The following is a 13,431-nucleotide window of genomic DNA, read 5'->3' as shown; positions in this document are numbered from 1 at the left end:
TCGACAAGTTTTGCCCTCGCCGCGACAACGACCTGTAGTCACGACGAAAGAACCGGCGCTCGCACTACAGCGTCGCCGGCCTTAGAAATCAACGGGTGCCCTGCGCGCGCCCGGGTTCCCCAAGCCTTGCATAACCCGAGAGCCGCCCGCGCGACACAGCGCCCAGGCGGCCTGCACCAGGAGACACCACATGCCCGCCGTTCGCCCTTTCCGTCGTCCGTCCCAGCGCCTGGCCTTGCGCCCGGTGGCCCTGGCCGTCACTTTCATCGCCGCGCCCGTCTGGGCCCAGACCGCGCCGGCCGCCTCTGCGCAACTGGAGACGGTCACCGTCACCGGCATCCGCGCCTCGCTGGAGAGCGCGCTGAACGCCAAGCGCCAGGACAAGGGCATCGTCGATGTCATCAAGGCCGAGGACATGGGCAAGTTCCCGGACACCAACCTGGCCGAATCGCTGCAGCGCATCCCGGGCGTCGTCATCGACCGTGACGCCGGCGAAGGCCGCAACATCACCGTGCGCGGCCTGGGCGGCGACTTCGCCCGCACCCGCATCAACGGCATCGAGGCCCTGGCCACCACCGGCGGCACCGACAGCTCCGGCGGCGCCAACCGCACCCGCGCTTTCGACTTCAACGTCTTCGCCGCCGACCTCTTCAACTCGCTGACCGTGCGCAAGAGCAGTTCGGCCGACGTGGATGAAGGGTCACTTGGCGCCACCATCGACCTGCAGACGGCCCGCCCCTTCGACCTGAACAAGTTCGCGGCCGCCGTGTCCGTCAAGGGCACCTACAACGATCTGTCCGGCAAGGCCACGCCCAAGGCCTCCTTCCTGATTTCCAACACCTTTGCCGACAAGAAGATCGGCGTGCTGCTGTCGGGCGCCTATTCCAAGCGCAAGGTCTATGAAGAGGGTTTCAGCACCGTGCGCTGGGATAACGGCCCGTCCAGCGGCAACGCCTTCAGCGGCTGGTGCCCGCCCCAGGGCGTGACGGCCAACCTGCCGACCGGCTCCACCGCCACCACCTGCGGCCCCGCCGCCCAGGGCGTGGCCCGCCTGCCCAACACGCCGGAGAACCTCGCCGCCTACAACGAGGCCAGCAAGGCGACCAGTTTCCACCCGCGCCTGCCGCGCTACGGCCGCCTCACGCATGACCAGGAGCGTCTGGGCATGACCGGCGCCATCCAGCTGCGCCCGGCCGACAGCATGTTGATCACCTTCGACATGCTGTACAGCAAGCTGGAGGCAACCCGCCAGGAAGACTTCCTGGAGGCCATCTCCTTCAGCCGCGCGCTGTCGGCCGGCGGCAAGCAGCAGACCAGCGTCGTCGAGGCGCAGTACGCGCCCAGCGGCCAGATGCTCTACGGCAAGTTCAACGGCGTCGACGTGCGCGCCGAGTCGCGCTTCGACAAGCTCAGCACCGAATTCACGCAGCCCTCGCTGACCGTCGAGCAGGACATCACCGACACCCTGAAGCTGACCCTGCGCGGCGGCCGCGCGACGTCCCGCTTCAGGAATCCCATCCAGACCACGACGACGTTGGATGCGCCCAACGTGAACGGCTATGTGTTCGACGCCCGTGGCGACGACCGCGCGCCGCTGCTCGGCTACGGCAACCTCAACCCCAGCGACGCCAACGGTGGCCTGAAGATCTACGGCGTGCCCGTCGGCTCGACCAGCATCGCCAACTTCACGCCCAGCGAAATCCGCATCCGCCCCAACGGCGTGACCAACCGCCAGGACGTGCTGACCGCGGACGTGGCCTGGGAAGTCATTCCCGACGTGCTGACGCTCAAGGGCGGCGCCAGCTACAAGCAGTTCAAGTTCACCAGCTACGACATCCGCCGCACCGTCGAGACGATGAACACGCTGCCGGCCAACGTGATCCCGGCCAGCCTCGTGACGACGCTGACGGGCTTTGGCAAGGGCCAGAACCTGCCCAATGGCTCGATCACCTCCTGGGTCATCCCCAACCTGGACGCTATCGCCCAGGCCTATGACATTTACTGCAACTGCTTGAAGACCGGCCCCGCTGGCGGCCCGGGCGACTACACGCTGACCTCCATCACCAACGGCAGCGCCCGTGGCGGCAACCGTGCCATCTCGGAGACCGACACCGGCACCTGGTTCATGGCCGACTTCGAGACCCGCCTGGGCGGCATGGCCGTGCGCGGCAACCTCGGCACGCGCTACGTCAAGACGGCCATCGTCGCCAGCGGCTACCTGGCCACGGGCGGCGGCAGCCCCGTCACCGCCACCCGCGATTACACGGACTGGCTGCCCTCAGCCAACATCGCGGTCAACTTGACCAAGGACCTGATCCTGCGCGCCGCGGCCGCCAAGGTCATGTCGCGCCCGCCGCTGCAGAACCTGAACCCGGGCGGCACGCTGAGCACGACAGGCACGCTGAGCTACACCGGCGGCAATCCGGCGCTGGAGCCCTTCCGCGCCACGACCTTCGACCTCAGCGGCGAGTGGTACCACTCCAAGAACGGTTTCATCGGCCTGGGTGTGTTCCAGAAGGACATCAAGAGCTATGTGCTGACGGTGGGTCGCAACGTGGCGTACAAGGACACCGGCCTGCCGATGTCGCTGCTGCCGAGCAACTTCACCGGCGACGAACTCTTCCTGGTCAGCGCGCCGGTCAACAGCCCGGGCGGCAAGCTCACCGGCTTCGAGATCAACGTGCAGCAGCCCTTTAGTTTCCTGCCGGGCTGGGGCAAGAACTTCGGCGTGCTGGCCAACTACACGCAGGTCAAGTCCAAGATGGACTATGTGCTCTCCGCCTCGGTCGGGGCGGCCACCGTCTCGGAAGACCTGGTCAACCTGTCGCCGCGCTCCTGGAACCTGTCCGTCTACTACGACGACGGCACCTTCAGCGGCCGCGTGTCGACCTCGGCCCGCTCGACCTTCCTGACCACCATCCCGGCCGGCAACAACCAGGACGTGGCAGGCAAGAACAAGACCTTCAACGTCGACCTGTCGATGGGCTATCAGTTCAACAAGCAACTGCAGCTGACGTTTGAAGCGACCAACCTGACCAACCAGCCCAACGACCAGTTCATCTCCCGCGCGATGAACAACGTCGTCGTCAACAACTACACCGGCCGCGAGTTCATCGTCGGTGGCCGCTACAAGTTCTAAGGCGGACATGGCCTAGAGAAAGCAAAGGGCGCAGACCTACGTCTGTGCCCTTTTTCGCTTGCGGGACCCTGCAGGTCTCCTGATCCCGAAGACGTGTCGATCGCCCCGCGGCGAGCCCGACCACACGGAGACAAATCATGAAGACCCACAGGACCCTGGTGGTCGCAGCCGCTGCATGGCTGATCGCCACCGTCGCCCAGGCCGCCAACAGCCTGCCCGCCGGCACCCTCATCACCGGCCAGGTCAGTGGCGCCAGCACGATGGTGCTGGGCCTGGACCACGGCTTCACCGAGGAGGCGGGCAGCAACATCACGGCGCTGGCTGCCACCGACCTCGAGTTCCTGACTGGCGACGCGGCGGTGGGTATCGACTTCTTCAGCGACGGCCATGTGCAGGTCTGGAACAACACCGGCGCCACCGGCCTGACCGGCAGCTACAGCTTCACCTTCAGCTTCGCGGCCTTGAGCGCGCCCATCACCGGCTTCACGCCGCTGGACATGACGGGTGTTGCCGGCGGCACCGTCAGCCTGCAATTGGTGGATGAGCACACCGTCAGCCTGACGCTGAACAACGTCAGCTTCGCGAGCGAGTTCGGCAGCTTCACGACACAGATCGCCGTCAGCGCCGTGCCGGAGCCTGGCAGCCTGGCGCTGCTGGCCGCAGGCCTCGGTGTCGTGGCCCTGCGCAGGAGGGTCGTCGCATGAAAGCCCTCAAGCACCTGGGCATTGCCGCGCTGCTGGCCCTGAGCCTGCCGGCCCATGCCGTTGATGCCGCGCAACAGACCGCACCCAGCGATGGTTGGGGAGCCGGCACCGTCGGCGGCAGCGCCGCCACCCCCGAGCACATCTACACCGTGCACAACCGCGCCGAGCTGCTGAACGCGCTGGCCAATGGCGGCAACGCGGCCAAGATCATCAAGGTGGCCGGCACCATCGACATGACCGAGGGCACGCCCTTCGCCAGCACCGCCGACCAGAAGGTGAGGGCGCGGGTGCGCCTGACCAGCAACACCACGCTGATTGGCGAAGGCCCGGGCGCCGGCTTCGTCAATGCCTGGATCGACATCACCAGCGTCAGTCAGGTCATCGTGCGCAACCTGCACCTCGTCGCGCCCTGCGATGTCGGCCCGATCTGGGACCCCACCGACGGCGCGCTGGGCAACTGGAACTCCGCCTACGACGCCATTGGCATCGTCACGGCCACGCAGGTCTGGATCGACCGCAACACCATCACCGATGCGCCCGTCACCGACGACACCTTGCCCGTCGAGAACGACAAGACCAAGCAGTGCCACGACGGCGCCATCGACATCACCAAGGGCGCCGACCTGATCACGGTCTCCTACAACCTCGTCACGGCGCATGACAAGAGCATGCTGATCGGCGGCTCCGACAGCCTGACCAGCGACGCCGGCAAGCTGCGCGTCACCATCGCCAACAACGTCTTCAACGGCGTGGTGCAGCGCGTGCCACGCGTGCGCTTCGGCCAGGTCCACGTCTTCAACAACTACTTTGTCGGCAGCAAGACGGCCAATCCCTATCCGCACAGCTACAGCGTCGGCGTGGGCAAGGCGAGCAACATCCTGTCGCACGGCAATGTGTTCGCCATCGACGGCGCGACCGGCTGTGACAGCGTCGTCGTCTACGCCAGCTCCGACCACACGGGCGTGTTCCAGGACAGCGGCTCCACCATCAACGGTGCCGCTTTAGGCGCCTGCAGCGTCCAGGCCGGCGCTGCCTTCGTGCCCGGCTATGCCTACAAGCCGCGGCCCGCGGTCCTGGTCAAGGCCAACAACCTGGCCCTGGCGGGCGCCTGGAAGATCTCGACGCAGATCAGCGGCAGCGGCAACGTCAGCGAGGTGGGCGGCACGAAGGCGCCTGCCGCGAACGAGACCAACGTCCACACCGACACCCGCCTGTCCCTGTCCTTCGATGCGCCGCCCGCCATCGGCACGGCGGGCAAGGTCAATGTCTACCGCACGAGCGACGACGTGCTGGTGGATAGCATCGACCTGAGCAGCGCGCCCTCGGCCAGCGACACGCAGACGGTGCTGGCCCGCACCAACCTCGAGATCGACGCGCTGGGCCTGGGCGCCATGCCTGATGGCGCCACGTTCGCGCGCTATGTCTGGTACCGGCCCGTCAGCGTCAGCGGAGCCAAGGCCTCGGTCAAGCTGCACAGCAACAAGCTGGATTTCGCCACGACCTACTACGTGACGATGGACGCTTCGGTGCTGTCCGGCACCATCAAGGGCGCTGCCTTCGCCGGGATAGCCAAGGCCGACAACTGGAAGTTCACGACGCGCGCTGCGCCGGCGAGCTTCACCAGCCTCAACGTCGACGACGGCGGCACGACGGCCGACTTCCGCACGCTGCAGGGCGCGCTGAACTGGGTCATGAAGAACTGCTCGACCAACAGCCCGGCCGCCAATGGCTGCAACACCGTTGCCACGCCCAAGACCATCCACCTGGCCAACGGCAGCTACCCCGAACTCAACATCCTGCGCAAGGTGTCCAACCTCAGCATCGTCGGCGAGAGCCGTGATGGTGTGGTGGTGGGCGACGTCAACTTCGAGTCGCTGAACTCGGGCAGTGGCGCGAGTTCCGCAACCGCTGGCACCGCACTCAGCACCTCTGGCAAGACCCTGGGCCACCGCGTGCTCGGCGGCGGCCGTGCGGCCCTGCTCGTCGAGACGTCAGACCTGCTGACGCTGCAGAACTTCACGCTGCAGAACCCGCATGTGCGCAGCACGAGCTGGGACAACCAGGCCGAAGCCATCTACTTCAACACCAGCACGACGGCTGCGGCCGCGCGCTTCGTGGCCAAGCAGATGAACTTCCTGAGCCAGCAGGACACGCTGCAGCTCAAGGGCTACAACTGGATCTACCAGTCCCTGGTCGCCGGCAACGTCGACTTCATCTGGGGCAGCGTGATGGCCAGCCTGTTCGAGGACTGCGAAATCCGCTCGGTGGCCGACACGTCCAGCGGCTCGGCCGGCTTCATCCTGCAGTCGCGCGCCACGGCTGGCGACAAGGGCTTCGTCTTCCTGAACAGCCGGCTGACCGCCGAGCCTGCAGTGAGCCAGGCCTACCTCGCCCGCAGCGGCGGCACGACGGCAACGACCTATATCGATCACATCGCCTTCGTGAACACCAAGATGGGCTCGCACATCCTGCCCGCCGGTTGGTGCGTGGGCACGGGCACCAGCAAGACCGGTGTGGGCACGGGCAGTTGTGGCAGCAACCCGCCGTCCTGGGCCGGCACGGCTGACGGGGGCACCACCGACACGGTCGGCTGGCGCGAGTTCGGCAGCATGGACCTGAACGGAGCGCCGCTGGACGTCAGCGCGCGGCTCGGCGTGGCCTCGGTCAAGGTCGCCAATGTGCCGACCAATGTCGTGCTGGCCAAGCCGCTCGGCTCGGCCACTGGCCTGACGACCCGCGCCGAGATCTTCCAGAACTCGACCATCGCCACCGGCGCGCCCGGCGGCTGGGTGCCGGCACCTTGACTCTTCCAGAAAAGAAGCACCACGGAGACACGATGAACATGAAGAACCCGCACGCTCGCCTGACCCTGTGCGCCAGCGCCGTGTTGAGCCTGATGGCCACGGCCCACGCGCAGACCACCGATGCTCCCGCGACGCTGGAGCGCATCCAGATCACCGGCTCCTCCATCAAGCGCCTGGCCGGCGAGACGGCACTGCCGGTCTCGGTGATCAAGTCCGAGGAGCTCGAAGCCCGCGGCCACACCGAGCTCAAGGACCTGGTGCTGGAGATGCCGCAGTCGCTGTCCCTGGGCACCAACAGCGGTGCCGCAGGCCCGATGCTCAATCTGCGCGGCCTGGGGCCGATGCGCACGCTGACGCTGCTGAACGGCCGGCGCATGGCCAACGAGCCGCTGCAGGACCAGTACGTGTCCGTCAACGTCATCCCGCGCATGGCCCTGGACCGCGCCGAGACGCTGCGTGACGGCGCCTCGTCCATTTACGGCTCCGACGCCATCGGCGGCGTGCAGAACTTCTACACCTTCAACAGCTTCAAGGGTGCGCGGGTGAAGGCCGAGTGGAACCAGCCCGAGCACTCCGGCGGCGGCGAGACCAAGGCCATCGGCGCCATCGTCGGCGTGGGCGACCTCAACGCCGATGGCTGGAACGCCTATCTGTCGCTGGACCACCAGCGCAAGTCGGCCCTGTTCAAGATCGACCGGCCCGAGCTGTATGACTACTCGGTGCTGTCGGCCATGGGCCTGGGCCTGCTGCCCGACAACAAGAACCCCAGCCCGATCGCCAACTTCGGCTTCGCGACCGGCGCCAATTCCAACTACAACCCAGCGTTTGCGACCGGCTGCGCGGCGCCGTACTCGCTGCCGACCCTGGGCGCCGGCAGCGTCGCCACGCCGGCCACTTACTCGAACGCCGGTTGCTACCGCAACCCCAACTACTACGACGCTGTCACCGATGGCAGCGAGATCACCAACGTCTTCGGCAAGCTGAGCTGGAAGATCAACAACGACCACTCGCTGGCGCTGGAAGGCCTGCACTCCAAGTTCAATGTGCAGAAGTACCGCGGCATGCAGGTGCCCGCCGGCACGGCCCCGGCCACCACCTACAGCATGCCGGCCACCAGCCGCTTCTACCCTGGCAAGGGCATCACGCCGGCCGTCAAGGTGGTGGGCAGCAACACCGGCGCCAACTCGCCGGCGATGTTCATCGACGCGAGCAAGACGCCCGGCACGGTCACCGACCTGAACATGAACAACCGGACGATCTACTTCGTCTGGGGCCCGGCAGAGCTCGGCTCGGCCTACCGCAACGACGAGCAGACCAACGACCGCCTGGTGCTCAGCGCCGAGGGCACGGTGGCTGGCTTTGACTACCGCGTGGGCCTGAACTACGGCCGGTCGCTGCGCGACACCCGCGCCGGCGCCGGCTACATCCTCTACTCCAAGGCGCAGGAGGGCTTCACCAAGGGCATCCTGAATCCCTTCGGCCTGCAGGACGAAGCCGGCCTCGAATACCTGCGCAGCATCGAGGCGAGCGACTACAGCTACCGCGTCAACCGCGCCTACAACCGCAGCGTGGACGTGACGCTGACGCGCTCGCTGATGGACCTGGCCGGCGGCCCGCTGATGCTGGCAGTGACCGGTGAAGTGCGTCGCGACTCGGCCAAGGTCGAGGCTGCACCGCTGGACTACGTGGCCAAGAACGCCAACGGCAGCTATGCGATCGACGCCTTCGGCAACGTCAGCAAGCACGACCTCGTCGGCGAGACGCCCACGGGCGTGGCACGCGACCTCGGCCGCAACATCAAGTCGGCGGTCATCGAAGTGGACGCGCCCGTCACCCGGCGGCTGAGCTTCAACGCCGCGGTGCGCTCCGACACCTATAGCGACCTGAAGACGACGACGGTCAACCCCAAGCTGTCGGCCCGCTACCAGGCGCTGGACGAGTTGGTGCTGCGCGCCTCGGCCAACACGGGGTTCCGGGCGCCGTCCATCATGGACATCCAGAACCCGACGCCCGAGGTTCGCACGCAGATGATGGACGACCCGGTGCTGTGCCCGAGCGCGACGCCCACCATCACCAACACCGGCAACCCGGTCAACGGCTTCACGCGCGACCAGGTCTGCAACCAGACCATGAGCTACTGGACCAAGTCCCCGGACAACAGCTTCCTCAAGCCGGAGAAGTCCAAGGGCTGGACGCTGGGCCTGGCGCTGGAGCCGACCAAGGGCCTGCTGATGACGGCGGACTACTGGGGCATCAGGCTGACCGACATGTTGGGCGCCGTGGCCATCGCCGAGGTGCAGCAGCAGCCGGCCAAGTACGCGACCAACATCATCCGCAAGGCCGACGGCACCATCGACTACATCATCGCCAGCCAGGCCAACCGCGGCGACACCAGCATCCGCGGGCTGGACCTGTCCATGATGTACCGCGTTGCCACGCCCATCGGTCAGGCCAGCTTCATGCTGGACGGCACCTACTACGAGAGCTACCGCTTCAGCGCCGAGAAGAACGGCGAGGTGCTGAGCAATGTCGGCATCATCACCAACGACGCACGCTACGGTGGCGCCGGCGTCAACTCGGGCCTGGCCGGCATGCCCCAGATCAACCCGCGCTGGAAGCACACCGCCTCGGTGGGCCTGCGCAACGGCCCGTGGTCGGGCCTGGTCTCGGTGCGCTACAACACCGCGCTGACCGACATCACGCCGCGCGCCGGCTCGACGGTGAACCGCGTCAGCCCCTACAGCCAGTACGGCGCCAGCCTGGCCTACTCGGGCTTCAAGGGGCTCAAGCTCAGCCTGGCGGTCAACAACATCACCAACGCGACGCCGCCGATCACGGCCAACAGCCTCTACGTGGGCTACATCACCAGCATGGCCGACGTGCTGGGCCGGGCGTACAAGGTCACCGCCGACTACAGCTTCTGAGCATGAGGCATCTTCATTCTCCGGGCCGTCGCGGCCTGCTGGCCGGTGCTGGCGGCCTGGGTCTCATGGCTTGGCTGCCTTCGGCCATTGCGCAGGCCCCGGCCACGGCTGGCATCGCCACCCGCGGCTGGACCGAGACCCAGGGCGGCCGCGGTGGCCGCGTCATCAAAGTCACGACGCTCGCGCCTGCGGGCCCCGGCAGCCTGAAGGAGGCGATCGAGGCCAGCGGCCCGCGCATCGTCGTCTTCGAGGTCGGCGGTGTCATCGACATGGGCGGCCAGCCGCTCAAGATCACGCAGCCTTTCCTGACGCTGGCCGGCCAGACGGCGCCCGACCCTGGCGTCACCGTCATCAAGGCCGAGACGACGATCTCGACCCACGACGTCGTCATTCAGCACCTGAGCTTTCGGCCCGGCGAGTTCGGTCGGCCCAAGAGAGGCGGCGGCGACCAGGACGGCATCTCGGCATTGGGCGGCGCACACGACGTCATCGTCGACCATTGCAGCTTCTCCTGGGCCACCGACGAGAACCTGTCCGCGAGCGGCCCGCGCTTCGAGGGCAGGACGGTGGAGGACTGGCGCAAGGGCACGTCGCACCGCATCACCTACAGCCACAACCTCATCTACGAGGGGCTGGGCAACTCGGTTCACGAGAAGGGCGAACACAGCAAGGGTTCGCTGATCCACGACAACACCAGCGGCGTGCTGATCTACGCCAACGTCTATGCCTCCAACCGCCAGCGCAACGCCTTGTTCAAGGGCGGCGCGCAGGGGGCGATGGTCAACAACTACGTCTTCAACCCGGGCGATCGCGCCGTGCACTACAACCTGCTCGCCAACGAGTGGGAAGGCCAGCCATGGCAGGTCGGCCGGCTGACGCTGGTGGGCAATGCGATGCGCTACGGCCCGAGCACGGTGGCCGGCACGGCCTTCTTCATGCTGCTGGGCCAGGGTGACCTGGAGCTCTACATGGCCGACAACATCGCTCACGACACGCAGGGTGCTCCGGCGCCGCTGCTTGGCCGCAATGCGGCGACGACGGCGAAGTTGATCGTCGCCAGCCAAGCCTATCTGCCGCCGAATCTCCCGCCGCTGCGCCCGGCGGCGGCCCTGGCGCGCGAGCTGCCCGCCCTCGTCGGTGCACGACCGTGGGCGCGCGACCCGCTGGATGTGAAGCTGCTGGCCGACATGGCGCAAGGCAAGGGCAAGCTGATCGACTCCGAGGTCGAGAACGCGTTGGGCTATCCGCGCCATGCGCCAACGCGGCGCGCTTTCAAGCCCGAGGATTGGAACCTCGACGACATGAGTCCCAAGGCTGGTTGGCCAGACCTCGCAAAGCCATGAAGCTGTCTCCCCTGTTCCTCGCCCTGCTGCTGGCTGGCAGCGCTGCCGCGCAGACGCCGGCTTCATCGCCGGCTTCCGCACCGCGCGGCGAGACCACCGCCAATGTCGCCACCGGCCCACGCCTCATCCTTGTCGGCGACTCGACGATGGCACCGCGCAGCGGCTACGGCAATGCGCTGTGCGCGCGTTTCCAGCAGGTCGCCTGCGTCAACCTCGCGCGCGGCGGCCGCTCCAGCATGAGCTTCCGTGCCGAGGGCCTGTGGTCCACGGTGCTGGCCCTGCTGAACGAGGGCGGCCCCAGCAAGCAAAAGACCCTGGTGCTGATCCAGTTCGGCCACAACGACCAGCCCGGCAAGCCCGGCCGCTCGACCGACCTTGCCACCGAGTTCGGACCCAATATGGCGGGCTATGTGAAGGACGTGAAGGCGGCCGGCGCCGAGGTGCTGCTCGTCACGCCGCTGACGCGGCGCACCTTCAGGGACGGAGAGCTTGGCAACGACTTGCGCCCCTGGGCAGAGGCCGTCATCAAGGTCGCGGCGGAACAGGGCGTGCCGGTGCTCGATCTGAACGCCATCAGCCACGCTGCAGTCGCCGCCATGGGCCAGCCGGCCGCCGACACGCTGGCCGAGGCACCGCCGCGCTTCGATCGCACCCACTTGGGCCCCAAGGGCGCGGCGCTGTTCTCGGAGCAGGTCATGGACGGGCTGTTGAAACTCAGGCCGGAGCTGGCCACGGCGCGCACGCTCGAGAGGTGAGTCAGGGCAGCACGACGGTCACGAGAGCCATGGCGTCCTCGAGCGCCAGCACGTCGTGCACGGCCTCTCGGTCCAGGTAGAGCAACTGGCCTGCCTGCAACTGATGGCGGCCGGCGTCGGTCGTCACGGCCAATGCGCCAGAGATGCACTGGATGGTGATCTCGTGCGCCACCTTGTGCGGCGGCAGCGCCTTGCCGGCGGGCAGCACGAGACGCATGACTTCCAGGTCGCGTGACTTGAACAGCGCCACCGTTCGCGCGCCGTCGGGGTCGCCAGCGCTGGGGCGGATGTCGATGGCTTGACCGGGGGTGGCGTGCGGGATGGCCATGGCAGCGAGTATGCGCCTCGTGCCGTCGCCGCCGCCATGGGGCAGCCGGCCGCTGACGCGCTCGCCGAAGCACCGCCGCGCTTCGATCGCGCCCACCTGGGCCCCAAGGGTGCGGCGCTGTTTTCGGAGCAGGTGATGGAAGGGCTGATCAAGCTCAAGCCGGAGCTGGCCAGCGCCAGGACGCTGGCGCCTTGAGCGAGCGGCGTCGACCGGTCAGTCCGCCTTGGGCAGACAGGCCTTGACCTGCGCCAGCGCCTGGTCCCTCAGCCGCTCGTAGTCGGCATAGGTGGCGAAGTCGCGCTGCGCGGCCGGCTGGTTCAGCAGATAGGCCGTCACCACCATGTCGGCATGCGGCAGGAACAGCGTATAGAAGCCCAAGGGACCCCCACCGTCCAGCGAGGGTTGGTCCAGCCCCAGGGTTTCCACGCCGCCGCCTTGTTCGCGCTTGAGGGGTGGGCTGCCGGCCGGTGCCTGGCTTGCAAAGCCCTGCATCTGCCGGCGGATTGCGTCACGGTCTGCTTCGGCCTTGCCGGGCGCTGAGCGTTCGAGCTTCAGGTTGACGAAAAGCTGGCCCTGCGCCGTGGCCATCAGCACGCGGTAGCCGTCCAGCACCGACACCTGCAGTTCCGCTCCTCCGGGGACGGTGATGGATCGCGCCGTGGCCGGGATAGACCGCTTGGTCTCCACGCCCTTGATCGGGCCCGCAGATATGCATCCAGCAATGGCCTGCAGTTCGATGGTCGACGAATTCGCCGAGGCGGTGGTGGCAGCCAGCAGCAGGCTGGTGATGGCAGCAGTGATCAATAGGGGCCTCCATGAAATGCTTGCGGCGCAACTATGCGGCAGGAATCGCCGGTGGGCTTTGAAGGCAGGACGTGAAGATGCACGGCAGGTCAGGGAGCAAGCGCTGTTGCCCGGCGGCGGGCCATGACATCGACCCGATCCAGTGCCCGTCTTGGAGTCCGCTAGCGTCCGGTGACGGGTGCAGGCAGGGCCTCATGCTCGCAGAGCGGTCCGGTCAACCTGGCCCAGGGCGGCCGCTGCCCAACGAACAACGCGTCCGTCGGTGCGAATGCGCCCGGGTCGTCCAAGCTACCCGCGTAGATCGTCACCATCTCGGGCGCCGATTCGGGCGTGCCGAACAGCAGGCTGCCACAGTCGCCACAGAAATTGCGCACGGCTGGCAGCCCGCTGCCGCCGGCGATGCGCGACTGCTTCACCGGGCCCTGGCAGGTGAATGAGGGCTTGGGCACTCCGAGGATCGGGACGCCACCGCTGCCGGAGGCACGCTGGCAGTCGCGGCAGTGGCAGACGACGGCGAAAAGGGCGGGGCCAGGCGAGCCGTAGCGCACGGCGCCACACAGGCAGCCGCCGCTCAGCCGAGTGCCATCACTACTGGCTTCGCGGTCAATGGTCAGGTCCATTCGCCGGCAC

10 protein-coding genes are annotated in these 13,431 nt (G+C 67.3%); 7 read left to right on the top strand and 3 right to left on the bottom strand.

The window, feature by feature from the left end; translation table 11 throughout:
• Window positions 1-190: 190 nt before the first annotated feature.
• From ACXJKJ_RS17085 to ACXJKJ_RS17060, 6 genes are all read left to right on the top strand, one after another.
• The gene (locus ACXJKJ_RS17085) at window positions 191-3,139 is read left to right on the top strand and encodes a TonB-dependent receptor (protein ID WP_457391207.1); all 2,949 of its coding nucleotides are present in this window, start codon (window positions 191-193) and stop codon (window positions 3,137-3,139) included.
• A 137-nt stretch (window positions 3,140-3,276) separates the two neighbouring features.
• Entirely contained in the window at window positions 3,277-3,843 is a 567-nt protein-coding gene (locus tag ACXJKJ_RS17080; protein ID WP_457391206.1) for a PEP-CTERM sorting domain-containing protein, read from the top strand.
• Window positions 3,840-6,647: a pectinesterase family protein gene (locus ACXJKJ_RS17075; protein WP_457391204.1), complete on the top strand. Its 2,808-nt coding sequence runs from the start codon at window positions 3,840-3,842 to the stop codon at window positions 6,645-6,647. Before ACXJKJ_RS17080 ends, ACXJKJ_RS17075 begins: the two co-directional genes overlap by 4 nt.
• Before the next feature lie 32 nt (window positions 6,648-6,679).
• On the top strand, window positions 6,680-9,571 hold the full coding sequence (locus ACXJKJ_RS17070; protein ID WP_457391202.1) for a TonB-dependent receptor domain-containing protein: 2,892 nt from the start codon (window positions 6,680-6,682) through the stop codon (window positions 9,569-9,571).
• Window positions 9,572-9,573: 2 nt separating this feature from the next.
• Entirely contained in the window at window positions 9,574-10,914 is a 1,341-nt protein-coding gene (locus ACXJKJ_RS17065; RefSeq protein ID WP_457391201.1) for a pectate lyase family protein, read from the top strand.
• Window positions 10,911-11,669, top strand: coding sequence for a rhamnogalacturonan acetylesterase (locus tag ACXJKJ_RS17060; RefSeq protein WP_457391199.1), 759 nt, complete (start codon window positions 10,911-10,913; stop codon window positions 11,667-11,669). Before ACXJKJ_RS17065 ends, ACXJKJ_RS17060 begins: the two co-directional genes overlap by 4 nt.
• Window position 11,670: 1 nt before the next feature.
• On the opposite strand, the gene ACXJKJ_RS17055 is transcribed toward ACXJKJ_RS17060, so the two are convergent.
• On the bottom strand, window positions 11,671-11,997 hold the full coding sequence (locus ACXJKJ_RS17055; RefSeq protein ID WP_457391197.1) for a cupin domain-containing protein: 327 nt from the start codon (window positions 11,995-11,997) through the stop codon (window positions 11,671-11,673).
• Window positions 11,998-12,033: 36 nt separating this feature from the next.
• On the opposite strand from ACXJKJ_RS17055, the gene ACXJKJ_RS17050 reads away from it, so the two are divergent.
• Entirely contained in the window at window positions 12,034-12,192 is a 159-nt protein-coding gene (locus ACXJKJ_RS17050; RefSeq protein ID WP_157281575.1) for a hypothetical protein, read from the top strand.
• Between the two features lie 18 nt (window positions 12,193-12,210).
• On the opposite strand, the gene ACXJKJ_RS17045 is transcribed toward ACXJKJ_RS17050, so the two are convergent.
• Window positions 12,211-12,801: a hypothetical protein gene (locus tag ACXJKJ_RS17045; RefSeq protein ID WP_457391195.1), complete on the bottom strand. Its 591-nt coding sequence runs from the start codon at window positions 12,799-12,801 to the stop codon at window positions 12,211-12,213.
• A gap of 161 nt (window positions 12,802-12,962) precedes the next feature.
• A complete protein-coding gene (locus ACXJKJ_RS17040; protein WP_082532661.1) occupies window positions 12,963-13,421 on the bottom strand; it encodes a GFA family protein in 459 nt (152 codons plus the stop codon).
• Window positions 13,422-13,431 lie beyond the last annotated feature (10 nt).

The sequence above is a fragment of the Roseateles sp. P5_E1 genome (assembly GCF_054049335.1).
This window is presented reverse-complemented; position numbering and strand designations above follow the sequence as displayed.

Coding starts and splice junctions, on each gene's coding strand:
- ACXJKJ_RS17085 (WP_457391207.1), top strand. CDS start 191: ATGCCCGCCGTTCGCCCTTTCCGTCGTCCGTCCCAGCGCCTGGCCTTG.
- ACXJKJ_RS17080 (WP_457391206.1), top strand. CDS start 3,277: ATGAAGACCCACAGGACCCTGGTGGTCGCAGCCGCTGCATGGCTGATC.
- ACXJKJ_RS17075 (WP_457391204.1), top strand. CDS start 3,840: ATGAAAGCCCTCAAGCACCTGGGCATTGCCGCGCTGCTGGCCCTGAGC.
- ACXJKJ_RS17070 (WP_457391202.1), top strand. CDS start 6,680: ATGAACATGAAGAACCCGCACGCTCGCCTGACCCTGTGCGCCAGCGCC.
- ACXJKJ_RS17065 (WP_457391201.1), top strand. CDS start 9,574: ATGAGGCATCTTCATTCTCCGGGCCGTCGCGGCCTGCTGGCCGGTGCT.
- ACXJKJ_RS17060 (WP_457391199.1), top strand. CDS start 10,911: ATGAAGCTGTCTCCCCTGTTCCTCGCCCTGCTGCTGGCTGGCAGCGCT.
- ACXJKJ_RS17055 (WP_457391197.1), bottom strand. CDS start 11,997: ATGGCCATCCCGCACGCCACCCCCGGTCAAGCCATCGACATCCGCCCC.
- ACXJKJ_RS17050 (WP_157281575.1), top strand. CDS start 12,034: ATGGGGCAGCCGGCCGCTGACGCGCTCGCCGAAGCACCGCCGCGCTTC.
- ACXJKJ_RS17040 (WP_082532661.1), bottom strand. CDS start 13,421: ATGGACCTGACCATTGACCGCGAAGCCAGTAGTGATGGCACTCGGCTG.